Raw genomic sequence first — 26,287 nt, forward strand, 5'->3', positions numbered from 1 at the left:
GAGAGTGGTGTGGGATTCGAGCCGATCGCCGTCGTGGGGCGGGGGTGCGTCCTTCCCGGCGCCCTCGGCCCGGACGCGTTCTGGGACAACGTCGCCGCGGGCCGGTGCAGTCTCGCCCCGGTGCCGCCGGAGCGTTGGCGGGTACCGCACGACTTGGTCATGGGGACGGTCGACGACCACCTCGACCGCACCTGGAACGACATCGGCGGCTACGTCACCGGATTCGACGAAGTCTTCGACCCGGACGGCTTCTTCGTCCACCCGGAACGCTTCGTCGGCCTCGATCCCGCCTTCCTCTGGGTGCTGCACGGCGCACGGCAGGCACTGCGCGAGGCGGGATACGACGAGCCGATGCCGCGAGCCGGCCTGGTACTGGGGAACCTGTCGTATCCCACCGGCGCCGGGTCGGCCTTCGCCGAGCACGTGTGGTTGTCCGGGGAGCATCAGGCGCTGCTGCGGGCCGACCGGCGTGCCCGGCCGGACGCGCGCAACCGGTTCTCCTCGGGGCTGCCCGCACACTTTGCGGCCGAGGCCCTCGGACTGGGCGCCGGGGCGTTCGCGCTCGACGCCGCGTGCGCGTCGTCGCTGTACGCGGTCAAGCTGGCCTGCGACCGGCTGCACGACGGCACGGCGGACCTCATGGTGGCGGGCGCCGTCAACCGCGTGGACAACCTGTTCCTGCACGTCGGCTTCTGCGGGTTGTCCGCGGTGAGCAGCACCGGCCGCAGCAGGCCGTTCCACCGGGACGCCGACGGCCTGGTGCCCGGCGAAGGCGCGGGATTCGTGGCCCTCATGCGGCTGCGCGACGCCGTCGGGGCGGGTGCGCCCGTCCTCGGGGTGATCCGCGGGATCGGCATGTCCAACGACGGCCGCGCGGGCGGACTCCTCAGCCCCGCCGAGGAGGGCCAGGAGCGGGCGATGCGCCTGGCGTACGCCGCGGCCGGGGTCGCGCCCGCGACGGTGTCGCTCGTCGAGTGCCACGCGACCGGGACGCCCGTCGGCGACGCCGTCGAAGCGCGCAGCATGGCACGGGTCTTCGCGGACTGCGCGGACGTGCCGATCGGCTCGGCCAAGTCCAACGTCGGTCACTTGCTGGCCCCGGCCGGTGCGGGCGGACTGCTCAAGGTCCTGGGGGCGATGCACGCCGGAGTGCGTCCGCCGACAGTCGGCGCCGACGAACCGGCGGCCGCACTGGACGGGACGCCGCTCCGGCTCGTCCGGGAAACGGAGCCGTGGCACGGGCCGCGCCGAGCGGCCGTCAGCGCCTTCGGCTTCGGCGGCACGAACGCGCACCTGATCGTCGACGCCTGGGACGGCGAGCGCGGCGGCGCGCCGCTCCGGCGGCCGGCTCCGGGACACCGGAGCGACCCCGCACCCGTTCCCGCGCCCGTTCCCGCGGACGTCCCCGCACCCGTTCCCGCGGATGTCCCCGCGCGCGTCCCCATCGCCGTCGTCTCCGTCGCCACCCGGGTCGGCGACGGCCGAGACACCGACGACTTCCGCCGGGCCGTCCTCGGCGGAGACCGGCGCCGCGGCGCGGACACCGTCGGTGTCGCCCTGGCCGGCCTGTGCTTCCCGCCGGTCGCCGTCGCGCAGACCATGCCCCGGCAGCTCCTCGTCCTGGAAGCCGCGCGGGAGGCCGCCCGTGACGTCGCGCTGCCGCGGGAGACCACCGTGGTCGTGATCGGAAGCGGCGTCGAACCGGAGATCGCCGGGGCCGCCGCGCGGTGGCGTGCGCCGTCCTGGCTCGCGGAGGCCGGACTCGGCACGGACCCGGACCTCGTCGAACGGGTACGCGGCGCCTTCTCGCCCCCCATGGTCGCGGAGCGGGTCGTCGGGAGTCTGCCGAACCTGGTGGCGAACCGCATCAACACCCAACTGGACCTGGCCGGTCCCGGCTTCACCGTCTCGGCCGAGGAGGCGTCCGGACTGGTGGCGCTGGAGCTTGCCGCACGCGCGCTGCGGGCGGGCGAGGCGGACGCCGCGGTGGTGGGCGCGGTCGACCTGTCGTGCGAACCCGTCCACCAGGCCGCGCTGCGGGAGTTGGGGCGGGAAGCCGCCTCCGGCGACGCGGCCGTCGTGACCGTCCTCAAGCGCCTCGACGACGCGCGGCGGGACGGCGACCGCGTCATCGCCGTCCTCGACGACGCCGACGCGTCCGAGGAGGCGGACCTCCGGATCGGCGACGGCACCGCCTTCGACCCCGGCGAGCTCCTCGGCCGGGCCCACGCCTGCCACGGCCTGCTGTGCGTCGCCGTCGCCGCAACGGCCTTGGAGCACCGGGCGCGACCCCGAACGGAAGGCCCCGCGGAGCCCGACCCCGCGCTGGAGAGCGCCGACGTCACGGTGTCCCCGCTCGGCGCACCGCCCGTGCGGGTGCGGCTGCGCGCCGCCGACGCACGGCCGCTCGCGGTCGCCGGAACCCCGCGGACGGCGGTGTTCTCCGGCCGGGACCGGCAGGACGTCCTCACCGCACTCGACGCGCGCAGGGAATCGGACGACGGGCCCGCCCGGCTGGCCTTGGTCGGCGACGGAGATCCCGCCGCGCTCGTGCCCGCGGCACGGCGGTGGCTCGTCGAGGGCGGGCCCCCGCCGCCCGGTGTGCTGTACCGCGACAAGCCCGTGGTCGGGGAGACCGCCTTCGTCTACACCAACGGCTCGGCCTCCTACCCGGGCATGGGGACCGAACTGGCGGCGGACTTTCCCGCGCACGCCGCGGCAGTTGCGCCGCCATCCGGCGACGACCCCCCAGGGGTGCTGCAGCAGATCTGGGGCGCCGCGCGGCTCGCCGCCGTCCACACCGCGATCTCCCGGAACGTCCTCGGGCTGCGTCCGGACGCCGCGATCGGCTACTCCTCGGGCGAGTCCGCGGCCCTCGTCGCCCTCGGCGCATGGCCGGACGCCGCTTCCCTGCACGAAGACACCTGCCGCAGTGGCCTGTTCACCAGCGAACTCACCGGCGAACTCCGGGCGGTGCGCCGCGCCTGGCAGCGGCTCGGCATCCCCGGTGAGCGCTGGGCAAGCCACCTGGTCGCCCTGCCCGCCGACCACGTCCGCGCGGCCATCGCCCACGAACCCGCGGTCCATTTGATGGCCGTCAACGCCCCGGACGTGTGCGTCGTCGGCGGCGAAGCACACGCGTGCGCCGCCGTCGTCGACCGCCTCGGCGCAGGCCGCGCGGTGCCGCTCGACTACGACTTGGCCGCGCACGCACCGGAACTCGCCGAAGTCCGCGACGCGTGGTGGGCGCTGCACCACCGGCCGACCGCCGCCGTCCCCGACGTCCGGTTCTACAGCGCGGCGACGGCGACCTGGTACCACGCCACGGCCGAGCACGCCGCCGACGCGGTCACCGCACAGGGGCTCGGCACCATCGACTTCGCGGCCACCGTCGACCGGGCCTGGCGGGACGGCGTCCGCGTCTTCGTCGAACACGGACCGCGCGGCTTGTGCACCGGCTGGATCAAACGAATCCTCGGCGACCGCGAGCACGTCGCGGTCGCCCTCGACACTGCGCACGGCTCGGGGATGCGGCAACTACGCCTCGCCGCCGCGGAGTTGGCCGTGGCCGGCGTGCCGGTCCGAACGAGCATGGCGCTCGACGCACTTGCTGCACCCGAACCGGGCCTCGCGATCCCCACCGTCGACGTACCCGCGCACTGGAAGGTCACCTTGCCCGCACTCGACCATCCCCCGGTGACGCTGCCGCAGGCACCCGTCCTCGCACCCGTGACCGTGGAAGCGGCCTCGCCCGCGCCCGTAGCCACCACCGCTGCGGCCACCCACACTCCGCGTCCCGACATGCCGCCCGTCGGCGCCGACGTGCGCGGCCTCGTGGCGCGGCTCAGTCACCAGGTGACCGCCTTGCACCGCACCGCACTCGCCCAACAGGTCGCCGTGCACACGGCGTTCCTCGAATCCCGGCAGCGGATGGCCGCGGCGCTGGCCCGCCGGGGCGGGCCGCCCGCGACCCTCGTGCCGCATCAGACGCCGACGGCGGCCGCACCGAAGACGGCGCTGCCCTCCGCGCCCCGGGACCTTGTCCCGGACCAACTCCCGGAACCCCGACCCGGACCGTCCTTCGACCGCGCGCAGCTGGAACACCTCGCGTCGGGGCGCATCTCGGACCTGTTCGGACCGGCGTTCGCCCCGCAGGACGGCCACGCCGTGCAGACCCGCATGCCGGAACCGCCGATGCTCCTCGCCGACCGCGTCACGGGCATCGACGCCGTACCGGCCGCGCTCGCGGAACTCGGTCCCGAGCACGCCACCGGCACCATCCGGACCGAGACGGACGTCCGGCCCGACAGCTGGTACCTCGACGCCACCGGCCGCATCCCCGCCGGCCTGATGATCGAGGCCGGGCAGGCCGACCTCCTGCTGATCAGCTGGCTCGGCGTCGACCTGCTCAACCGCGGCGAACGCGCCTACCGGCTCCTGGGCTGCGACCTGACCTACCACGGGGAGCGGCCGCGGGCGGGGGAAACCCTCCGCTACGACATCCATATCGACGGCCACGCCCAGCACGGCGACGTGCGGCTGTTCTTCTTCCACTACGACTGCCACGTCGACGGCGAGCTGCGGCTGAGCGTCCGGAACGGCCAGGCCGGCTTCTTCACCAAGGCCGAACTCGCCGACACCGACGGCGTGCGCTGGGATCCGCGGGCCTCCCGCCCGGTGTTCGACCTTCCGCTGGATCCGCCGGCGCTGAAGCCCGGTGCATCGCGTTTCACGGCCGACCAGGTGCGCGCGTTCGCCGAGGGCCGTCCCGCCGACTGCTTCGGACCCGCCTGGGACGCCACCCGCGCGCACGTCCGCTCACCGCGTATCGACGACGGCCGCATGCTCTTCCTCCGCGAGATCGCGGAGTTCGACCCGTCCGGCGGCCCCTGGCGACGCGGCTACCTCTGCGCCACCAGCCCCGTCTCCGCCGACGACTGGTTCTTCGCCGGGCACTTCAAGAACGACCCGTGCATGCCCGGGACCCTGATGCTGCAAGGCGGCATCCAGGCCATGGCCTTCTACATGGCCGCCCTCGGGCTGACCGCGGACAAGGACGGCTGGCGCTTCGACGTGGTCCCCGGGCGCACCTCCGCCGCCCGCTGCCGCGGCCAGGCCACCCCGGACAGCCGGAACATCACCTACGAGGTCTTCGTCCGCGGCGTCTCCGCGGGGCCGTACCCGACGCTGTACGCCGACGTGCTCGGCACCGTCGACGGCGTCAAGGCCTTCCACGGCGAGGACATCGCCTTGCGCCTGGTCCCCGACTGGCCGCTGGAGCACTGGCGCGGCCTCGGCGCGCACCGGGAGCAGATCAGTGGCACGCCGGTGCCGCTCGCCGCCCTCGGCGGACTGGCCGCCCACCGCGAGGCCAAGCCCGTGGCCGTGTCCGACGGGTTCGCCTTCGACTACGCGTCCCTCCTCGCGTGCGCCTGGGGCAAGCCGAGCGACGCCTTCGGCCCGGGTCTCGGCCGCTTCGACGACGGCACGCAGCGCATCGCCCGGCTGCCCGGCCCGCCCTACCACTTCATGACCCGCATCCTCGCGACGCACGGCGAGCAGAACTCCCTGCGCGAGGGCCTGCGTGTCGTCGCCGAGTACGACGTTCCGGACGAGGTGTGGTTCTTCGAGCAGAACAGCGCCGCGGTGATGCCGTTCGCGGTGCTCATGGAAATCGCCCTGCAGCCGTGCGGGTGGCTGGCCTGCTACGCCGGGTGCCCGTTGACCGCCGACACCGAACTGCTCTTCCGCAACCTCGACGGCACCGGCACGCTCACCGGAGAAGTCACCCCGGACACCCGCACGGTGCGCACCGAAGCGGAACTCACCGGCATCTCCCGCAGCGGCGGAATGATCATCGTGACGTTCGCCGTGCGCTGCTTCGCGGACGACACCGAAGTCTTCACGATGTCCACCGGGTTCGGGTACTTCCCGCCCAGCGCGTTCGCCGATCAGCCGGGGCTCCCGGTCGCCGCCGCCCGGCGCGGGGCCCCGGACGCGCCGTGCGACTTCGCCGTCGACCTCACCGCCCGTCCGGCACGCTACTTCGCCGGACCCGCCCGGCTCCCGGACCCGATGCTCCTGATGCTCGACCGGGTCACCGGCTACTGGCCGGACGCGGGCGAGTCGGGACTCGGGCGGCTCCGGTCCGAGAAGGACGTCGACCCCGCCGAGTGGTTCTTCAAGGCGCACTTCTTCCAGGACCCCGTCCAACCGGGCTCGCTGGGTGTCGAAGCCATGTGCCAGCTTCTCCAGTTCTACGTGATCGAACGGGGCCTCGCCGCGGGCATCCCCCACCCCCGATTCGAGCCCGTCATGCTCGGCCGCAAGCTGACCTGGAAGTACCGCGGCCAGATCACCCCGGAGAACCGGACCATCCGGGTGGAGATGGAGATCCGGGACGGCGGCACCGACGAGCGCGGCCCGTACGTCATCGGCGACGCCCGACTCTGGGGCGACGACACGTGCATCTACGAGGTACACGGCATCGGCATGCGGGTCGTGCCGGGCACCGCGCCACTTCGGGCGCCCGAGGCGGCCGGGGCACGCGAGGCGACTGGGGCGTCCGAGGCGGCTAGGGCGTCCGAGGCTGCCAGGGCACGCGAGGCGGCCGAAACGGCCGACGAGGTCACGGTGGACCCGGCCGCCGACACCTGGCTGGCGGACCACTGCCCGACGTACACGCTGCCCGCGCTTCCCCTGATGTCCGTGGTCGACCTCCTCGCCGAGGGAGCCGCGCGCGAGACCGGCCGGGAGGTCGTCGCCGTGCGCGACGTCCGGCTCCGCCGCTGGATCCCGGCCGGCGGCCCCGTCCGCCTGCGCGTCCGGAGCGCCCCGGGAGCGGACGGCCCGGCCGTGACGCTCTCCGTCTGGCGGACCGCGGCCGCATCCGGCCTCTCCCGCTTCGACGACGTGGCGACCGCGACCGTGATCGTCGGGGAGCGGACCGGGCCTGGCCCCGAGCGCTTCGCCCCGTTGCCGGACGCCCAACCCCAGCCCGATCCCTACGCATCCGGGGAACTGTTCCACGGCCCCGCATTCCGCTACCTGGCCTCGCTGCGCATCGGCTCCGCCGGATCGTCGGCCGTGCTCGACGCCGGGCGCGGAACCGTCCCGCGGGGCCGCCTCCACCAGGGGCTGCTGGACGCCGCCGTCCAGGCCGTCCCGCACGCGAGCCTGTGGCGGTGGGTGCCCGAGATCGGGCCCGACACGGTCGGCTACCCGCTGCACCTGCACGCTCTCGAACTCCACGGAGAACTCCCGGACCACGGGCCCGTCGACGTCGAGGCCCGCCTCGTCGCCTTTGCACCCGACGCGGGCGACGGCGCACCGCCGCTCCTCGTCGACGTGCAGCTGTGCGTCGGTGAACGGGTGCTCGCGGCCCTGCGGTTCGGCAGCGTGCTGCTGCCGACGGGGCCGTTCTCCCGCGTCGCCCCGACCGACCGCCGGGACTTCCTCACGCGGCGGTGCGCGGTACCCGAACTGTCCCTGTCCACGACGGCAGGCACCGAGACACACCTGACCGCCGCCGACGCCGATCGGGTCGACTGGCTGCCCGGCGCGCTGGCACCAGCGTGGGGTCTGCCGCCGGGATCCAGGCTCGCCGACCACCTCGAACACATCGCCGCCAAGGAGCACATCGCCCGCCTGACCGGCACGCACCCGTCCACGGTCACGGTGGCCGACGACTTGCGCTCCGGCCTGGACCGGACCGGACGCCGCCACCACCTCGCCGTGTCCCGCACGTACGACACCGTGGTTGTGCGCACGAAGCACGCCCTCTGAGCGAAGCCGCCGGTCACCAGCCGAGGCGCGGATCGGCAAAGGCGAGCTGCGCCCCGGACGGGTTGTGCGCCCGGTACAGGGGGTCTGCACTGTCGATCACCAAGGCGACCCGGTGGCCGGCGGGGACGGTGTAGGCGGTCGCCGTGAAGTCGGTGTCGACGGTGAAGGGCACGCCGGGCGTCCGGTCCCGGAAGGTGTAGGGCGTGTGGGTGACCAAGCGCCCTACACCGAGCGCGTCGACGTCGTAGAGGTAGGCGAAGAACGTGCCGGTGGCGGCGCTCGGCGTCACGCTCAGCGTGACCCGGGGCGTTCCGCGCACCGCCCACGGTGCGGTCGTGGGCGCGGACTGCCACACCGCCGCGGCGGTCGGCGCGAGCAGGGGCATGACGACGGTCGGCGGCAGCCCGCGTTTGTCGAGCGCGGGCGAGACCACGGGGATGCCCGCATCGGCCCCCGAGTCGCGTCCGGTCGCGACAGTGCGGCTGCCACCGGGCAGGACCGGAGCGGGAGTTGCCGTGGAAGCGGCCATCGCCTGCCAGGACGGGTAGGACTCGTCGGGCCCGGCCGTGCGCGGCCGGACGGCGAGCGGAGCGGCGTCGGCCATGCCGGTCGGCCGGCCGAGGACGTGGAGGTCGAGCCATTCGCGGGCCCGGTCGCAGACGGCATCGAGCGTCGCCGCCAAGCAGGACGGCATGGCTTCGGCGTGTTCGCCCGGCCGCATTTCCAGATACTTGGGCACCGTCAGCGCGTCGAAGAACTCGGCGATCTGGTCGGGTGCGGCGACGCCCGTGTCGTACCAGTTGTTCACCATGAACACCGCGGTGCCGTTCGCGTTGAGCCCGGCCACCCGGCGGTTCACGGAGCGGTCGTCCGTCCGCAGCGCCTCTCGGACGGCCGCGCTGTTTCCGCGCAGGAACTCCCGGTATCCGGCGGCCAGGTCGGGTGCGGGCCGCTCGACGGCCCGCGCTGCCAGCACGTGGAACCACGCGCTCAGCTCGTGCTCGGTGTCGTGCGTGTAGAAGGCCCGGAAGAAGTCGGCCCACCCGTTGAACGCGGCCACCGCTTTGATCCGCGGGTCGGCCGCTGCCGCCTGGAGGCCGACGGAAGCCCCGTAGGAGCAGCCATACACGCCGACCCGCGCCGGGTCGGCCTGCGCGGAGTCGACCGCCCAGTCGACGACCCGGCTCAGGTCGTCGATGTCGCGGGAGCCCGCGAAGTCGAGGTATCCCGTCGATCCTCCGATGCCGCGTTCGGCGTAGGCGACCACCAGGTAGCCGGCGGCCGCGTAGCGCGGTGCCTCGAAGGTGTACCAGTCCTCGCCGAGGTAGCTCGCGGCCGGCATGACCAACAGCGGCGGTCGGCCGGTCTCCCCGGGGGCGCGGTGCGGCGCGTAGACGCGGGCGCTGAGAACCGTGCCGTCCGGCATCGCGATCTGACGGTGGGCGCTGGGCACGTGGAACACGCTGTCCGACACGGCGCCGGCCACCGGGGACACCGTGGCGGACACCGCTCCTTGCACCCCGGTCTCGGCAGCCGCCTCGGGTAGGGCGGGTCCGACCACGACGAGAAGACACGCGCCCGCACCCGCGGTCCACCGGTGTGCCCGGGGTGCTTGGGGTGCTTGGGGTACGCCGCTCAACGGTCTTCCTCGTGTCCTCGGGGGCACGGAACGCAGAACGGCAGCACGTCCGTTCGTCCGCCGCGGAAGTGCGTGACGAGCAACTCGCAGAATTCCACATCGCGTTGCAGCAGAAGCAGATGATCGGCTTCGCCGATGGTGAGACACGCCGCATGCGGGTACACGAGCGCCAGCCGGTGCCCGTGCTCCGGCGTAGTGAAGGTGTCCTGGGCCCCGCTGACCACCACCGTGGGAACCGCCGGAGCGGGGTGCGGCTCCAGCAGCACGTCGGTGCAGAGCCGCATCGTGTTGCTGGCGAACTTCCGCCGGGCATCCGCCGTGAGCCCCGACAGGCGGGCGGTCAGCACCTGCCGGATGACCTCACCCCGGCGGACCGGACGCCCGGGCAGCGCGGGAGACAGGAGCTCCGTGACGGCTTCCGCGAACTCCCGCCCATCGCAGTCCGGAAGGCGCTGCACCAGCCCCTCCAGTGTGCGCTGCTCCTCCGGCGTCAGGCCGGTCGCCACACCGTTGAGAACGAGGCGCACCACGCGCTCCGGGTACCGCTGCGCGAACCGGTGTGCGATCAGCGACCCGTACGAACAGCCGACCAAGTTGACACGCCGCACCCCGACTTGGTCCAGCGCATGCGCGGCGGTCTCGGCAAGAAAGTCCACCCCGACGTCGGCCGGCAGGTGATCCGCCGCACCCCAGCCCGGCAAATCCACGGTGACGACATCCGCATGACGAACCAGCAGCTCCTCGTGGCGCCGCCACGAGTGCATGTCCTGAAACGCCCCGCCCAGCAGGAGGATCGGCGCCAACACCGGCTCGTCACCCACCCGCACCCGCACCCGCACCCGCACCCGGTACGTGAACCCCCAATGCCGCGCAGTCCGCACGGTCTCGGAAACCACAGGCCCGCCCGCCCTCCTTGATCACCGAACCCGGACAGTTGGCTAACGACCCGAACCCGCCCCGGACACGCGGGGACCCGACGAGCCCCTTGCCCCGCGGCGGAGTGGTCAGCGGTCGCGGGGGGGGTAGCGTCGACTCCAAGGCGTCCAGGGCGGCGCGAAGGTCGGCCGGCGGACCTCGGCGTCGTCCGCGGGTTCCGGGCGCACACCGAGACGGTCGTGCCGACCGCGGCCACGATGGCCGCGAAGCCCGTCGGGGACGCCGGGGCCGGCCATGCCGACCTCGGAGGCGGGCGAGCAGTGCGGCGACCCGGCGCGGGACGGGCCCCGGGCGGCGAACGCCGGAAGCGCGGACGCCGCGGGAGCCCCGGACTTCGCCGCCGACAGCGCGGCCTTGCCCACCGCCCGCGCGGTGACCGTGCGGTCCCCGACCACGGCCGCCGCGAGGTGAGCAGGTCAGCTTCCCCACTGGTTGCCGCGGTACCCGCTCGACCCCATGCCGTACGGCAGCCCGCGGGCCGCGTATTCATCGGGGTCGGCCGGCTCGCGGGGCTGGACGACGACGTAACCCTCGCCGATGAAGCACATGTTCCAGCCCTCGCCCGTGCCGCCCCGGCGCCGCCAGACCCGCGAGCTGACGGTCTGCGCCTCCATACGGGTGCTGAGGCCGGCCGTCCACGCGACGACCGCGTCGGCGTCGACGAACGCCTCGTTGCGGGCGTCGACCTTCAGCACGAGCGGCTTGCCGGAGGTCATCAGCGCGATCTTCCCCTGGCCGCGCATGTCGAGGTTGTACATGCCGGCGGCGGCGATCGCCTGCTGACTGTCGATCGCGACGACGTTCCAGGCGAGGTGCGGGTCGAAGGCGAGGACGTACTCGCCGTCCACGATCAGCCCGTCGTGGTCGACGTCCACGACGCACAGGTACTGGGCCCGGTGGGCGAGGTACACGGTGCCGTTGCCGTAGCAGCGCATGAGGTTGAGCTGCTCGCCGGTGGCGCCGTAGGTCTGCCGCTCGTACCCGGTGACGAACGTGGCGTCGAAGTCGACGCCGCCGTGGAAGGCGACCATCGCGCCTTTGCGCGCCAGCACTTCGGGAGGCGCGTCGGCACCCAGCCGGACCGCGAGGACCTGCGCGTTCTCCAGCCGGAAACGCTCCGCGCTCTGCCCGCCGACGTGCTGGAACAGCGACCCTTGCATGCGCCAAAACCCCTTGCCTGGACGTACCTGTCTTCGACGGCCGACAGCGCGTGGAACCGGTGTGCGGTGCCGCATCCGACAATCTACATCTCTGTAGATTCTGGGGCCCGGCCTTGGACCGACGGATCACGGCGGCAAGGGGCCAGGGCGACACTATTGCATAGTTGCGTAATCTTTGAAATGTCACGCGGGCCTTGACGCCGCATACGCCGCCTTGACCCGCTCCCAGCGGATCTGCTGTTCCGCCGTGAGCACGCCACGAAGTTCGGCGAGTTTGAGGAGGTTGGCTTCGGCGTCCCCGGCCAGGGTCTGGGCCTCGGCGGTGTAGTGGTCGGTGATCAGAGCCGCCAGTTCGGTGGTGTCCATGGCCGGGACGAGGCGTTCGGCGATGCGGTTCATGTTGCGGTACGAGCCCTGCAGCAGGAACGGCGGCTCCGTCCGCGCGCTGTCGGACTGGGCGGCGGAGGCCATGTAGGCGGCGTTGACCGTGAGGACCGTGTCGCGGGCCCCGTGGAGGAGCCGCAGGACGGCAAGCATGCGGTCGAGTTCGGCCGGTGCCGTGGCGTGGTCGAGGAGGTCGGGCCGGATCGGCTCGTCCGGCCGGGCTGCCCAGCGCAGCAGCAGGTCGAGGTCGGCGCGGCCGCGTTCGGCGAGCGGGGCGAGGACGGGGTTTGCGGTCAGCGCGTTCTCGACGAAGCTCAGCTCGAACGCGTCGCGGCGCCCGGTGACGACGTCGCCGAGGTTCCACACGTCGGCCCGGTTCGCGAGCATGTCGGGGACCCGGAACCGCCGGCCTTCCTCGGTGTACGGGTTGCCGGACATCACCACGGCGAAGCGCTTGCCGCGCAGGTCGTGCGTGTGTGCCCGGCCGTCGCGGACGCCCGCGATGCGCCGGGTCGCGTCGCACAGCGGGATGAATTTCTGGAGCAGTTCGGGTGAGGTGTGCTGGATGTCGTCGAGGTAGAGCAGGACGTTGCTGCCTGCCTCCAGCGCGAAGTTGATCTTCTCGATCTCCCGGCGCGCGGTGGCGTTGGGGGCTTCGGCCGGGTCGAGCGAGGCGACCGTGTGGCCGAGCGCCGGTCCGTCGATCTTGACCAGCAGCATGCCGAGGCGTTCGGCAACGTACTCGACCAGGGTGGTCTTGCCGTAGCCGGGCGGGGAGATCAGCAGAAGCAGGCCGTGCGAGTCGGTGCGCTTGCCGCTGCCGACGGAGCCGAGCTGTTTGGCCAGGTTGTCGCCGACCAGGGGCAGGTAGACCTCGTCGACGAGGCGGTTGCGGACGAACGTCGTGACCACGGACGGCCGGTGCTCGTCGACCCGCAGCCGGGCGCGTTCCGCCGCGACGAGTTCGCCGCGCAGGCCCTGGTACGCACGGAACGCGGGCCGCCGGCGATCGTGGAAGTCGCCTACGCGTGCCAGGAGTTCGTCGAAGCGCAAGGTGATCGCGCCACGCCGGACGCGCGGATGGGTGCCGAGCAGGCCGCCGACGGTCTCGTGTGCCGGACCGGGTCGTTCGTACCGTGGCAGCCGCGGGGTCAGTTCGACGGCCACCGCCTCGGCGAGGTCTCCGGCCGCGGCCGGCTGCCCGGAGGCCGTGGCGTAGGAGCCCAGCCATGCCTCGACGAGCTGCCATCGGGCCGGGAGGCGCCGGACGTTGACGAGGGCTTCGTCGTAGGCGTTCCCCGCGGTGTGTCGGAACTTGTCGATCAGGGCCGTGGCCGCGGTTGCGGTGACGAATCCTGCGGTTTCGGCGGCCAGTTCCTCGATCAGGTACTCGGCGGCGCGGGCCGGGACCGCGACGGAAGCCACGCCGGCGTGGGCCGCGAAAGCCTCGACGGCCGAGGCGATTTCCCGTTGCAGCGCGGCGATGCCGACGGACGGCCCGAAGGCGTCCCGGGCTTGGCCCAGGGAGCGGGCGCGCCAGGTCCATTCGTCCCGGAGGTCGTCGTCGGTGCCGTGCGCCCACAGCAGTTGGGCGACGGCGCGGTCGCCGGGCGGGTAGCGGAGCAGGCCGGCCGCGGTGTGCAGGCGCAGCAGCGCGGCGAGGATCGCGGTGGCGTCGTGGTCGTGGACGCCGCGTTCGTAGCCGTCGTCGTGTGCCGCTTGCGCGGCGTCCCGGACCAGGACGTCGAGGCCGGGTGCGGCCGACGCGGCCGGGCCGTGGTCGGCGAGCAAGCGGGCGGCGAGGTACTCGGCGCGGTAGACGTCCGGAGACTCGGAGGGAAGGGTCTGGTCCCAGAGTTCCCGGACGGCGTCGATACGCGGGTCGGCGACCGGGCGCCGGTAGTCGGTGCCGGTCAGGGCGAAGGCGAGGTGTCCGTCGTGCGGGACGAGGGTGAGGTTGACGCTCTGCCGGGCCACGGCGAAGCGGTGCCGGCCCAGGCGGACGGTGCCGCCGTCGGCGTCGGCGAGGTCGGTCCGGTCGCGCAACGCGCGGGCGGCCTGCTGCCGGGCGGCCTTGAGGCGGCCTTCGAGTTCCTCCGCGGCGATCCGTTCGCCCAGGTCGTGCAGTTCGGCGATGGTGCGGTGGAGGCGCGCGACCGTCGGGTCGGCGGCGAAGTAGGCGTCGACCTCGTCGAGGGTCCGGCTGCCGTCGGCGCGGCGTCGGACGCCGTCCAGCATCCGGCCGGCCGCCTCGGTCAAGCGGGCGGTGTGCCGGGCGCGTTCGTCGAGGAGGTGCTGTCGGCGGGCGGCGAAGACGTCGGCGACTTCGTCGCGCTTGGCGGCGAGCCGGTCGCCGAATTCGTCGAGTTCGGGGAACCGACCTTCCAGGTCCTCGATGCGCAGCAGGATCCGGGCCAGGTTCTCGTCGCATGCCTCCGGCGTGTCGGCCGCGGCCACGGCGGTGGCGACGGTCTGCACGAGCAGGGCGAACTGGGCGGCGGATTCGGCCCGGCCCTCTTCCTCCGCCAGGGCGCGGCGGCGCGCGTCCAGCAGCGCGCGGGCGCGGGCGAGGCCGCCTTGGAGGTCGGCGACATCGGCCAGGATCGCGGTGCGCACCGCGGCGTCCGCGAAGTCCAGGTCGACGACGGTTTCCGCGACGACGTCGAGCCCGCCGGCGAGTTCGGCCAGGGCGTCGGCGATCGGCGTGCCTTCCGCCGCGGTGGCGATCTCCTGTGCCTGTACAGCGAGTTCGGCGACGGCCTCGCGTTGGTCCGCCAGCGCGTCGGGCTCGCCGAGGAAGGCCACCGCGCGTCGGCCCGCGGTGGCCAGTTCGTGCTCCAGGTCCGCCCGCAGTGCCGCGACGCGGTCGGGGTCGCCGTAGCGCAGCTCGTCCAGGGGCGCCAGGCCGCCCAGGGTCCGGCGCAGTTCGGTGAGCCGGCCGATCCATGCCTCGGCGCCGCGCGGGTTGTCGGTGCGAACGCGCCGCACCAGGGCGGCGATCCGGGCGGCCTCCCGGTCGAGCGTCTCCTCGGCGGCCCGGGTCAGTTCCCGGACCGACCGGAACTCCGCCAGCACTTGTTCGGCGGTCTCGCGCAGTCGGCCCAGCGGCTCGGCCAAGCCGCCGAGGTCGGTGTCGTCGAGCCAGTGGTAGCGGTCGGCGACGCGGGCGCACGCCGCCAGCACGGCTTCGAAGGCGGCTGTGGTGGTGCCGGATTCCTCCACCAGCCGCACGACGGCGTGGCTGTCGGCGATGCCGTGCACCAGGTCGGCGTTGCCGACGCGGCCGAGCGGCCCGGCGACCGGCGGCTGGGCGGCGGCGAACGCCTCGGACCGGTACGGCGTCGCCCATACCTGCACCGGGTGGACGCGCTTGGGCTCGCCGTCGCCGCGCAGGAGCACCAGCGTGCCGTCGTCCCGCAGCGCGGATCCGCGGCCCGTCAGCGGGGTGGCGATCTCCTTGCGGATCGAGTTGTAGGACAGGAGCAGGCTGCGGCCCTGCTCGGGGTCACGGAACACGTACAGCGTGTCCTCGCCGTTGGGCGACCGGACCTGGTGCTCGAACGCCAGGCCGCCGGTGCCGGTGTCGAATTCCTTGTGGACGCCGGTTCCGAGGTGGTAGCCGCCGGGGAAGACGATGCCGTCGTCGCCGGGCAGGCGCCGCGCGGCCTGCCCGATGCCGTCGAGGCGGACCACCCTGCCGGTGGTCGTCGCGTGGACCAGGTACCGCCACGCGTCCTCTTTGTAGGGGCGGACGCGAAGCAGGACCAGGGTGCCGACACGGGCGTGCGCGATGTCGGCGTCGGCGAGGGCCTGGAGCGGCTCGTCGACCGGTTCGCGGTGGATCTCGCCCCGCACCGTCTCGGTGTCGTCGACCGTGCGGACGCTCAGCGTCCCGCCGACCGTGGAGACGAACAGCCCGTCGCCGACGGCGATGTGCGGGTGGCGGCCGGGCCGGTGGTCGTCGCGGGTCGCGGCGGTCCACGTGAAGTCGTGCGGTGCGGGAAGCGTGTGGTCGCGCTCCCCGCGCGCGTCGACATACGTCGCGGTCCCGTCGGTGGCCAAGCGCCAGCGCAGTACCCGGACATCGGCCGCCCGGGGCCCGGCGCGGAAGACCGCCAGCAGCAGGCCGCCGGCCTGGTTCAGCTGGGTCAGCCGGGTCTCGCGGTAGTAGCGGAACAGCTCCGCGACGTCCCGGCGGGTCTCCGCGGCCGTGAACAGGCCCGGGTCGTCGTCGGCCCGCACGAAGCCGGGCGCGTCGTCCGCGGCACTGCCGCGGTGCAGGCTGAACGTCCCGCCCACCGCGTGTTCTTCGGGCGTCCCCGGGGCGGGGTTGCCGCCGGCGACCAGCGTCCCGCCGACCCAGGCCAGGTCGCGCAGCACGCCGTCGCCGGCGGTGTCCAGATTGGCGCCGCCGAGGAGCCGGAGCCCCGTCGCACCGAACGCCTCCAGCCGGCGGCCGTTGAGTTCGTCGGCGCGCCGCGCCAGCTCCGCGGCCTGCTCGGCGAGCCGAGCGCACAGCACCTCGAAGTCGCCGCCGTCGCCGGTGTCCCGGACCGGTCCGGCCGGGGCCGCGGGGTGGGTGGTCGGGTCTGTCGATGCGTCCGTCACCGCTCCGCCGCGCCTTTCAGTTCTTGACGCCGTTGGCACCGGGCAGTCCGGCTGCCCCGGCCGCGGTGTCGGGGCCGAGGCGGCCGTCCCGCATGAGCTGCATGAGCGCCGCCGAGACGGTCATGTTCTGCACGTCCGCGGTGCCGAGGGAGCCGAGGATCTCCTTCAGGTCCGCGGTGAAGTCCGCGCTGCCGTCCATCCACGGTCCGGCCAGGGCCTTGACGGTGTCCGAGTTCCGCACGAAACCGTCGACGCCCTTGCCGAGCGAGATCGCCCCGACGAGGCGGTCGAAGAAGACGCTCTCGCCGCCGACGATGCTGATGTCGGCGTTCTCCAGCCCGGTCGCCAGAACGGTGGCCTGGGCTTCGGCGACCTGCCGCTGCACGTCGAGCCCGGCGAGCCGGACTTCCTTCTCCGCGGCGAGCCGCAGGCGGTACTCCTCGTGTCCGCGCGACGCTTCGTCCAACGCGGCCATCGCGGCGGCCTTCTCGGTCAGGCCCGCGGCCTCGGACTTGAGCTTGAGCCCGATCGCCTCGGCTTCGACGGCCGCCTTGCGCTCGGCGACCAGCGCCTCGGCCTGCCCGACCTTCTCGAGCGCCGCGGCGCTCCGCTCCCGCACCAGCACCTCGGCCAGGCCTTCCGCGGCGGCCTCGGCCTGCGTCCCCTCGGCCAGGCGCACCTTCGCCCGCGCCTCCAGCTCCGCGGCGTCCTGGCGGGCCTTGGCCAGCGTCAGCTGCTCGCGCGCCTTGTGCGCCGCGGCCTGCTCCGCGGCCTCGGCCGCCTTGATGCCCTTGACCAGGTTCTCCTGCGCTTCCGCCTCGGCCCGGATCACGATGGCCGCGCGCTCCCGCTCGGCCTCCTCGACGGCCCGCAGGCGCTTGATGCTCTCCTCCTGCTCGGCGACGGTCCGGTCCACCGCGACGCGTTCCCGGATCACCTCGGCGATGTCGCGCCGCTCGGTCTCCACTTCGCGGTTCGCCGCGATCCGGGTCAGCTCGGTCTCGCGTTCGCGGGCGATGACCTCCAACTGCCGGTCCTTCTCGATGCGCTCGTTCTCCACCGCGATGACCCGCTCGCGGTTCTTCTCCGCGACCACGACCTCGCGCGCCACGTTCTCGCGCTGCACGCCGAGGTGCTCCTCGGTCTTGTAGTACGCGGTCTGCGCGCGCAGCCGCTCCTCTTCCTGCACCCGGGCGGTCTCCGCTTCCTCGCGGGCGCGCACCGTGGCGATCTCGCGGGCCTGCTTGATCTCCGCGTCGGCCTGGCGGCGTTCCAGTTCCAGGATCGCCTCGCGCGCGTCGACGTTCTGCCGGGTGATCTCCTTCTCCTCGGTCCGCCGGAACTCGTTGGTGCGGACGTGCTCCACCGCGGTCAGCTCGGTGATCTTGCGGATGCCCTGCGCGTCGAGGATGTTGGCGGAGTCCAGGCTCGTCACCGGGGTCTGCTCGAGGTAGTCGATCGCCGCGTCCTCAAGGCTGTAGCCGTTGAGGTCGGTGCCGATGACCTGGATGATCCGGTCGCGGAACTCCTCGCGGTGCGTGTAGAGGTCGGTGAAGTCGAGCTGCTTGCCGACGGTCTTGAGCGCCTCGGAGAACTTGGCGCTGAAGAACTCCTGGAGGATCTTGGCGTCGCTGGCCCGGGCGCTGCCGATGGCCTGGGCGACCTTGACGACGTCCTCGACGGTCTTGTTCACCCGCAGGAAGAACGAGATGCGGATGTCGGCGCGGATGTTGTCGCGGCAGATCAGCCCGTCCCGGCCCGAGCGGTGCACCTCGATCGTCTTGACCGAGATGTCCATGACCTCGGCCTTGTGCAGGATCGGCAGGACGACCTGGCCGGTGAAGGTGACGTCCACCCGGCGGGTCTTGGAGACGATCAGCGCCTTTCCTTGCTCGACCTTGCGGTACAGGCGGCTGACCACCAGCAGCATGGCGAGACCGATGAGCAGGACCACGGCGACGAACACGGCGAGGCCCACACCAATGGCATTCATGAGACATCCTTCGCGAAGCGGTCGGCCCGCACGAGAGCGGCCGACGAAGCTCAGGCGAGCGGGGCCCCCAGGTCCAGCGCCGCGTCGAAGGGCGCGACCCAGAAGAACTCCCCCGGCTCGTCGTAGGCGTACAGCAGCCCGGTTCCCCCGGCCGCGAATACGTCGGTGCCGGTCTGACGGACCTGGACGATGGCCGTGGCGCCGTCCCGCGCGGTCACCTCGGCTTGGCCGAAGCGCCCGTCGACCCGCCCGGTCCGGATGACGCACGTCAGACCGATGAAGTCGTGGCGGGACGGCCCGGGTTCGTCGGGGAACAAGTGCCGCAGCGGATGCAGCACCACACGGGAGGCGAGCCAAGCGGCGCAGACGGCCGCGGCGAGCACCCCCACGTCCACGACCGCGCGCATCCCGGCGGAAGGAGCGGCGCTCCCGAACAGGACTCCGCCGACCAGGCTCAGCACCCACGCCATGGCGACCCACAGCGACACCGACACCGTCGGCGGCACCCCGCCGAGCCCCAGCACGTCCCCGGCGGAACCGTCGTCGAAGGAGTCGTGCTCGACCGCGCCGACGAGGACGCACAGCCAGAACGCCACGACGACGACCAGGGCGAACGTGAAGACCACGGCCGGGAACGCCAGCACCGCGGCGGCAAATTCGTCCATCGACGCCACCCCCTCGTCCGCATACGCCCGACAGCGACCGGTGCACGCCCCGCCGCCGCCTCGGGTACCTGCCGGAGGCCGGCGGCGGGACCGCGATCCCCCCGTGCCCCACATCCTGCGTGCACAACAGGTCCGCGCACATTGCCGACCCCCGGCAATCTTTACGCTTTCTTTATGCCAGACTCGGCCCGCAGGCCCCGAGGCGGGAGAAGGAGAGCACGCGTAGCCGTGGAGATACCCGAGGAATACGTGGACGGCTTCGCGGAAGCCCTCGCCGAGGTCTCGCAGACCGGACGGCGCCTCACCCGCGACGAAATCGACGCCCGCCGCGCCCTCGGCGAACGCGCCGCCGAACACGGGTACAGCCTCCGCCGGGTGGTCGCCGCCCACCTGTCCGCCGCATGCGCCGCTTGGCCGACCTTGCCCGGCGCCGCGAGCGCCGCGACCGCCCGCGAGATGAGCGCCGTCACCGCGGGCGTGCTGGAGGCGGTCCGCCAGGCCGTGGACGCCACAAGTGAGGGATACGACTACGCCCAGCGCCTGGCGGTCCGTCAGGAAGAGGCCGCACGCCGCGAGTTCGTCGACGACCTGCTCTACGGGCGCAGCAACCTGAACCGGCTCGCCGAACGCGCCGAACGCTTCGGGCTGCGCCTCGCCTACGAACACGCCGCCGCCGTCGCCACCGGCCCGGAACCGTACGACGACACCCACCCGGTCACCCGCCGCGTCGAACAGGCCCTGGTCGCCCGCTTCGGCGCCCGGCGCATCCTGCTCGCCACCAAGGAAGGGCGGCTGATCTGCGTCGCGCCCGGCTCCCAGGACGACATGCTCGCCTACTTCGCCGAGCAGGCACGCGCCGCCACCGACGGCGGACGGGTGGCCATCGGCCGGGCCCACCCGGGCCCCGGCGGCGTCGTCCACTCGTACGAAGAAGCCCTCAACGCCCTCGACCTCGCCGAACGCATGCCCCTCACCACGCCGGTCCTGTACGCGGCGGACCTGCTGGTCTTCCCCGTCCTCACCCGCGACCGGCACGCCATGGCCGACCTGGTCCGCACCGCCCTCGGCCCGCTGCGCGACGCCCGCGGCGGCGCCCAGCCGCTCCTGGACACCCTGTGGGCGTACTTCGACTCCGGCTGCGTCGCCGCCGAAACCGCCCGCCGTTTGCGCTTGGGCGTCCGCACCGTCACCTACCGCCTCGACCGCATCAAGACCCTGACCGGCTCCGACCCCGCGGACCCCCTCCACCGCTACGTCCTCCACACCGCGGTCATCGGCGCCAAACTCCTCGACTGGCCGACGAAGGAGCTGTGAGGACGGACGCACTCGCCCGTCCACACCAGCGTCCGGGAGTGCGCCCCCGACACCGTTGCCGATTCCCGGCAACGGGCGTCCGGCCCTCACTTGCGTGTAATCGTCTCCAGTCCACCGTCGGCGTTGCGCACGGTCGGTGCTTCGGCGCGCGCCTAGTCTCGGCCTGTGGCTCACCCCGACCAGCGTGCCGAAGGCGCCGGACCGTTCACGACCCGTCTCACCTGGCATCCGCCCGGTGGCGGCACAGCCGTGTGGGAGTCGCGGCCGGCGCGGCGGCGTGGTGTGCTCGCCGTGCACGCGCCCGGCGCGGTCGCCGCGCGCCGCACCGTCGCCGACGACAAGGCCCTCGCCCGTCTGCGGCGGCTCAACGCCATCGCGGCCACGGCCTTCGTCGTCGGCGGGGCGCTGTTCGCGGCCGGGGCCGCCGTTGCCCAGTTCGGCTCAGGCGATGCCACCACCTGCGCTTCGATCTACTTCGCCGGGGGCCTCTTCTTCAACACCGGCGGCTACGTCTCCCTGCTCCAGGTCGTCAACGCCCCGCGCCACCTCCCCGGCGGCGAGGGCCGGCTGGTCACCCGGCCATGGCGCTGGTGGAGCTACGAGCCGACGCGAGTCGACTGGCTCAGCACGTTCGTCCTGTTCACCGGCACGCTGGTGTTCGCCGTCAACCTGCTGGACTCCTTCCTGCAGGGGCTGAACGTCCAGCAGGTCAACCGGCTGATCTGGACGCCGGACGTGATCGGCTGTCTGCTGTTCCTGATCTCCGGTCACCTCGCCTTCGTGGAGATCTGCCACCGGTCGCGCCCCTGCCTCCGGCAACGCAGCCTCGGCTGGCGGATCGTCGCCGTCAACCAGTTCGGCTCCGTCCTCTTCATGGTCTCAGCCCTCGCCGCGTACACCCGCCCCGCGACCGGCAGCCTGGTCAACGCCGACATCGCCAACTGGGGCACCCTCGTCGGCGCGCTCTGCTTCTCCGTCGGCGGCGTCCTGCAACTGTTCGAACGGCCGTAGGCGCGGGGCCGACCGGCCTCGATGCGCCCACGAGTCGGCCGGTTGCACGCGACAGTCGAAGTCAGCGTGGCCCGGACGGCCGGGGCACATCGACGACCAGCGCGACGATGGTGTCGATGACGCTGCCCATGTCCACCGTGGGGTCGAGCAGCCACTGGTGCTGAATGCCGTCCGATGCGGCGAGGGCGAGGCGGGCGACGGCGTCAGGGTCGACGTCGGGGCGGATGCGGCCGTCGCGCTGCAACTCGGCGAGGCCGTCGCGCAAGGCGTCGATGATGTCGCCGTTGCGGACCTCGAAGAAGTCGCGCGCGGGGTGCGCGGGGAATCCGGATGCCGCGGCCATGCTGACGTAGAGGCGTACCAGGCCGGCCACTTCGGCGCTGCGGCGCAGTGTCGCGGCCATCGGCGCGAGAGGGTCGCCGTAGGACTCCCGAGCGATCTGTTCCTTGGCGAGGCGGTCCCGTTCGGCGAGCGTCCAGATGAGCAGGCCTTCGCGGGAACCGAAGTAGCGCAGGACGCCGGCCTGGGACATGCCCATGCGGCCCGCGATCTCCTTGACGAGCGCGCCCTTGTCGCCGAGGGTCGCGAAGACGTCCAGTGCCACCGCCAGTATTTCGTTGCGGCGGCGGACCCCCTTCGCGTAACGGCCGCGCGGCGTACGGATGTTGTCGAGCCGCGCCGCCCTCTCCGCATCCATGCCCAAAAGCTAGCCGAGTTCACTTTCTGCGTCTACGCTTCCCTCGCAGTCGGAACGGCTCCACGGCGCGCACGGCACGGCACGGAACGGCGAACGGCCGGGCGATCCCGCCGTGCGCGCGCACCGTTTCCGTGTTCGCGCACAACCCTGCGGGCAATGACCGGATTCTTCGCCACGGATCGTCTCGGAAGTGGGGCATATGCGTTCCGTATACGACAGGCCGACCGCGGCATTCGGCCCGTTCGGGCGAGGGGCCGCGGTCCTCGCGTGCCTCGCGGCCCTTGCCGCAGCCGGATGCAGCAGGGAGGGATCGCACCGTTCGGCGGAAGGCGGCGCGCGGCCCTCCGCGGTCGGCGCGCCATCACCGCACGCCGACGTCCCGAACAACCCCTCGGCGTCCGCCTCCGCCCCGCCGCCGTCCTCGGCGCCGTCCTCGGCGCCGGTGCCCGACGGGGACGCCTTCTTCGACCCGCCGGTGCCGCTTCCACCGGTCAAGCCCGGCGATGTCATCCGTCAGCGCCCCTTCGACGTCCCCCAAGCGGGCTTCGCCGGCGCCGCCAAGCAGATCCTGGTGATGTACGCGACCACCGGCTACGACGGCAAACCCGTCGCCACGACCGGGCTCGTCTTCCTGCCGCCGGGCCCCGCCCCCGCCGGCGGGTGGCCGGTGGCCGCCACGGATCACGGCACGCTGGGATCGGCCCCGAAGTGCGGTCCTTCACGCGGTACTTGGGCGTTCCTCAACAATGACCCCGACGCCGGCCCCGGCCTGGTGGACACCCTCCTCGCCCAGGGCTTCGCCGTCGTCCAACCCGACTACCTAGGCCTCGGCGCGACCGGCACCCCGCACGCCTACCTGCACGCCAAGTCGGCCGCGTACAGCACGCACGACCTGGTCCGCGCCGCCCGGAACCTGACGCCCGACATCGGCAAGTCCACGATTCTCAGCGGCAATTCGCAAGGCGGACATGCCGCGCTGTGGTCCGGGCACTATGCGCCCGAGTACGCGCCGGAGTTGGACGTCAAGGGCATCATCGCCGAGGCTCCGGCCGTCGGCTTCGACGCGATGCCGGATCTGGTCGCCCAGCAGTCCGAAACCTCCGCACCGTACATCGGCATCTTCCTCACGCTCGTCCGCGCCGCTTCCCTGACCGACCCGAACGTCAAGCCCGAAGCCTTCCTCACGCCCGCGGCGCTCGCCCAAGTCCGGTTCGACCCGCAGGAATGCTTCGGCGACACCGGACCGATGCCCGCCCCGGACGACGTCCTCCTTCCGAACGCCGACCTGGGTCCGATCAAGGCCTACCTCACGGCCAACGCCACCTCGCAGGTCAAGCTCCGCGTCCCGGTGCTGCTCACCCAGGGCGGCCGGGACATCCTCAGCGCGATGAACAACGCCGTCGCCCAGGACCTGTGCGCACGAGGTGCGGCCGCAATCGAGTTCAAGCCCTATCCGGACGGGGCCCACACCTTGGGCGCGTCGGCCGTCGCCGACGACGTCGCCTGGATCCAGGCCCGCCTTGCCGGCACCCCCGTGACCGGCGCCTGCACCTTCGAACCGTGATCCCCGCCGTCGGCTCGGTGGCCTCGGCCTTCCGCGTCAGTCACCACCGAGGCTCCAGCTGTCGAGGCCGGACCACCTCGAAGCCCAGACCCACCCCTGAACCCCCCAGCCACGCCCCGGCGGTACCGCTGCGGCAGCACGACGGCACCCGTCCGAACCCGACGAGCGGGCTTCGCCCCCTAGGGTGGCGAGATCAAGACATCGCGGACGGGGGTTGGGTGTGGCGGAGGCGTTGCAGCCGGGGGATCCGGCGGCCATCGGTCCGTTCCGGCTGACGGCGCGGCTCGGGGCGGGCGGCATGGGGCAGGTCTTCCTCGGCGAGTCCGCGTCCGGCCGCCGGGTGGCGGTCAAGCAAGTGCGGCCGGAGATCGCCCAGGACCCGGGGTTCCGCAAGCGGTTCCGGCGCGAGGTCGACCTGGCGATGAAAGCCGGCGGTTTCTGGACCGCACCCGTCGTCGCCGCCGACCCGGACGCCGAATCCCCTTGGGTGGCGAGCCAATACGTCCCCGGACCCGCCCTCGACGAACACATCGCCGCGCAAGGACCGATGGACGAGGCCGCGGTACGCCGGCTCGGCGCCGGCCTGGCCGAGGCGCTGGACTCCTTCCACCGCATCGGCCTGGTGCACCGCGACCTCAAGCCGTCCAACATCCTGCTGCTGGACGACGGGCCCCGCGTCATCGACTTCGGCATCTCCAAAGCCATGGAGGACGGCGGCGGTTCGGCGCTGACCTCGACGGGCATGGTGGTCGGCACACCCGGGTTCATGTCGCCCGAACAAGCCCTCGGGACGGCGGTCGGCCCCGCATCGGACATCTTCTCGCTGGCGTCCGTGCTGGTCTTCGCCGCGACGGGGGAACCGCCGTTCGGGCACGGCGCCTCGCATGCGCTGCTGTTCCGCGTCGTGCATGCGCCGCCACGGCTCGACGGGGTTCCGCCGGGGCTTGTCACGACGCTCGCCAAGTGCCTGTCGAAGGCCTCGGAGGAACGCCCGTCGGCGCACGAGGTCGGTGCCATGCTGACCGAAACGCCGGCGCCCGCGGCCGGACAGCCGGCAGCGGAAATCGACGCGCGCGGCATACCGGTCGACGTACGGACACCGTCCCCGGCGCCCGGGTCGGCGCCGACTGCGCCCAACCCTCACGCCGCAGGGGCTCCCGCGCAAGGCACGTACATCGCGCCCGCTCGTCGCGTGCCGCCGCCCCCGCCTGCGGTCGCGCCGCGCATACCCGTCACACCGTCCGCCGTCCACGAGTTCGCCGTACAGGACGGCGGCCCAGCCGTCTTCCGCCGACGCATCCGGAAGTCGGCGTTGTGGGCCGCCTTGATCACCGCGGTCCTGTGCACTTGGACCGCGCTGATCGGGCAACTCCTCGTCGGAGTGTTCCTGTCCGTCAGCGCCATCCTGCTCGGGTTCCTGCCCCGTCTGGTCGGCGCACTCCCCCTCCTCGTCCGCAGCTCGCTCCGCATCGACGCCCGCGTGCTGCAAATGCGCCTCGGCGGAACGGCGTTCACCGTCACCTGGCAGGACGTCGCGCTCGTGTCCGTCAGCCGCACCGGCAATACGCTGCGCCTCACCGTGGTCCTGCACTCCGACGCCAAGCGGCCCGTCCCCGCCCCGCTGCGCCGTCCCGGCGCCGACGACGACCGCGAGGCGGAGTTCCTGCTCATCTCCTGGAACGACGACGCCGCCACGTCCCGTGCCGCCCGCCTCCACGCCACCCTCGCAGCCGCCGCCGGCCCGGCCTACCGGCCGCCGGTCCGCGGGTGATTCGTCCTGAGGAAGTGCCGCACGCCCAGGGGGCGCCGGCGAAACGCCGACGCCCCCGCGGTCACTTGCGGGCGGGATCGGTCAACTCGGGTCGCACGAGTTCAGCGAACCCGTCTCCCACGTGACGTTCGGCGAGTACACCCAGCCGGTGTACTCGCTGCCCGCGACGCGCCCGAAGATCCAGAAGTTCCCGTAGTCGTTGTAGCGGTAGCACCAGTAGTAGAACTTGGTTCCCGAACGGAAGTTGGTCGCGGCACAAGCCCCATACGGGTGTATGTGCACCGGGACCGTACCCAGGAAGTAGCCGAACCCGCTCGAACTGTTCCGCACCTGGTCGATGGTGTTGCAGAACGCCTCCGCACCGGACTCGCCGGCACTCGCGCTTGTCGCGCTCACGCCCACGAGCGACCCCGCCAGCAGAGCACCGGCGGCCACCAGCCTCCCGACACGCTTCCTCAGGTCCACAAACGTCCCTCTCCGCCGACGACGCCCGCCGCGGACCGCGCCGGACAGGGACCGACCCTGGCAGTCCGAAGTTCCGACTGTGAATGCCCGAGACCACACTGCAACCGGACCGGGTGAGCAACGCTGCACGACGCCGAACGCGGGTTTCGCAGGGCACAATCGGCTCCGCGGCGAAGCCGCACACACCGCCTGATCACGACTTCCCGTCCGCAAAAGGCGGATACCGGCGCGGCAGAGCCCCTGCCGACGGCAAACCGGCACAGGCGGACGGACGGCCCATGCCGGCCCGCCCGCG

At 72.9% G+C, this 26,287-nt stretch carries 14 protein-coding genes; 6 read left to right on the forward strand and 8 right to left on the reverse strand.

Annotated features, from left to right (window positions below; all coding sequences use genetic code 11):
* Nucleotides 1-9 precede the first annotated feature (9 nt).
* Nucleotides 10-7,785: a beta-ketoacyl synthase N-terminal-like domain-containing protein gene (locus tag ACPA54_RS02175; protein WP_423526177.1), complete on the forward strand. Its 7,776-nt coding sequence runs from the start codon at nucleotides 10-12 to the stop codon at nucleotides 7,783-7,785.
* 13 nt (nucleotides 7,786-7,798) lie between these two features.
* Here ACPA54_RS02175 and ACPA54_RS02180 read toward each other — a convergent pair whose 3' ends face one another.
* Both ACPA54_RS02180 and ACPA54_RS02185 read right to left on the reverse strand, forming a co-directional pair.
* Nucleotides 7,799-9,292: a CocE/NonD family hydrolase gene (locus ACPA54_RS02180; protein ID WP_423526179.1), complete on the reverse strand. Its 1,494-nt coding sequence runs from the start codon at nucleotides 9,290-9,292 to the stop codon at nucleotides 7,799-7,801.
* 128 nt (nucleotides 9,293-9,420) lie between these two features.
* On the reverse strand, nucleotides 9,421-10,320 hold the full coding sequence (locus ACPA54_RS02185) for an alpha/beta fold hydrolase (RefSeq protein ID WP_423526181.1): 900 nt from the start codon (nucleotides 10,318-10,320) through the stop codon (nucleotides 9,421-9,423).
* A 274-nt stretch (nucleotides 10,321-10,594) separates the two neighbouring features.
* Here ACPA54_RS02185 and ACPA54_RS02190 point away from each other — a divergent pair, with 274 nt between their 5' ends.
* Nucleotides 10,595-10,771, forward strand: coding sequence for a hypothetical protein (locus ACPA54_RS02190; RefSeq protein WP_423526183.1), 177 nt, complete (start codon nucleotides 10,595-10,597; stop codon nucleotides 10,769-10,771).
* Nucleotides 10,772-10,776: 5 nt separating this feature from the next.
* On the opposite strand, the gene ACPA54_RS02195 is transcribed toward ACPA54_RS02190, so the two are convergent.
* The 4 genes from ACPA54_RS02195 to ACPA54_RS02210 form a co-directional block, all read right to left on the reverse strand.
* Entirely contained in the window at nucleotides 10,777-11,520 is a 744-nt protein-coding gene (locus ACPA54_RS02195; RefSeq protein ID WP_423526185.1) for an AIM24 family protein, read from the reverse strand.
* A 183-nt stretch (nucleotides 11,521-11,703) separates the two neighbouring features.
* Nucleotides 11,704-16,512: a DNA repair ATPase gene (locus ACPA54_RS02200; protein WP_423526186.1), complete on the reverse strand. Its 4,809-nt coding sequence runs from the start codon at nucleotides 16,510-16,512 to the stop codon at nucleotides 11,704-11,706.
* A gap of 16 nt (nucleotides 16,513-16,528) precedes the next feature.
* On the reverse strand, nucleotides 16,529-18,505 hold the full coding sequence (locus ACPA54_RS02205; protein WP_423526188.1) for a flotillin family protein: 1,977 nt from the start codon (nucleotides 18,503-18,505) through the stop codon (nucleotides 16,529-16,531).
* 50 nt (nucleotides 18,506-18,555) lie between these two features.
* Complete coding sequence (locus ACPA54_RS02210; protein WP_423526190.1) at nucleotides 18,556-19,170, reverse strand: hypothetical protein; 615 nt, start codon at nucleotides 19,168-19,170, stop codon at nucleotides 18,556-18,558.
* Nucleotides 19,171-19,344: 174 nt separating this feature from the next.
* On the opposite strand from ACPA54_RS02210, the gene ACPA54_RS02215 reads away from it, so the two are divergent.
* The gene (locus ACPA54_RS02215) at nucleotides 19,345-20,484 is read left to right on the forward strand and encodes a PucR family transcriptional regulator (RefSeq protein ID WP_423526192.1); all 1,140 of its coding nucleotides are present in this window, start codon (nucleotides 19,345-19,347) and stop codon (nucleotides 20,482-20,484) included.
* 165 nt (nucleotides 20,485-20,649) lie between these two features.
* Nucleotides 20,650-21,495 (forward strand): hypothetical protein, encoded by an 846-nt coding sequence (locus ACPA54_RS02220; protein ID WP_423526194.1) that lies wholly within the window; start codon nucleotides 20,650-20,652, stop codon nucleotides 21,493-21,495.
* Nucleotides 21,496-21,556: 61 nt separating this feature from the next.
* Here ACPA54_RS02220 and ACPA54_RS02225 read toward each other — a convergent pair whose 3' ends face one another.
* Complete coding sequence (locus tag ACPA54_RS02225) at nucleotides 21,557-22,192, reverse strand: TetR/AcrR family transcriptional regulator (protein ID WP_423526196.1); 636 nt, start codon at nucleotides 22,190-22,192, stop codon at nucleotides 21,557-21,559.
* A 442-nt stretch (nucleotides 22,193-22,634) separates the two neighbouring features.
* Between ACPA54_RS02225 and ACPA54_RS02230 the strand changes: the two genes are divergently transcribed.
* Both ACPA54_RS02230 and ACPA54_RS02235 read left to right on the forward strand, forming a co-directional pair.
* Entirely contained in the window at nucleotides 22,635-23,756 is a 1,122-nt protein-coding gene (locus ACPA54_RS02230) for a lipase family protein (RefSeq protein ID WP_423526198.1), read from the forward strand.
* Between the two features lie 220 nt (nucleotides 23,757-23,976).
* On the forward strand, nucleotides 23,977-25,527 hold the full coding sequence (locus tag ACPA54_RS02235) for a serine/threonine-protein kinase (protein ID WP_423526200.1): 1,551 nt from the start codon (nucleotides 23,977-23,979) through the stop codon (nucleotides 25,525-25,527).
* 81 nt (nucleotides 25,528-25,608) lie between these two features.
* Here ACPA54_RS02235 and ACPA54_RS02240 read toward each other — a convergent pair whose 3' ends face one another.
* The gene (locus ACPA54_RS02240) at nucleotides 25,609-25,923 is read right to left on the reverse strand and encodes a hypothetical protein (protein ID WP_423526202.1); all 315 of its coding nucleotides are present in this window, start codon (nucleotides 25,921-25,923) and stop codon (nucleotides 25,609-25,611) included.
* Nucleotides 25,924-26,287: the final 364 nt, after the last annotated feature.

Origin of the sequence: Uniformispora flossi, assembly GCF_049534875.1 — a bacterium.
In the GTDB taxonomy this organism is placed as follows: domain Bacteria; phylum Actinomycetota; class Actinomycetes; order Streptomycetales; family Streptomycetaceae; genus Yinghuangia; species Yinghuangia aomiensis.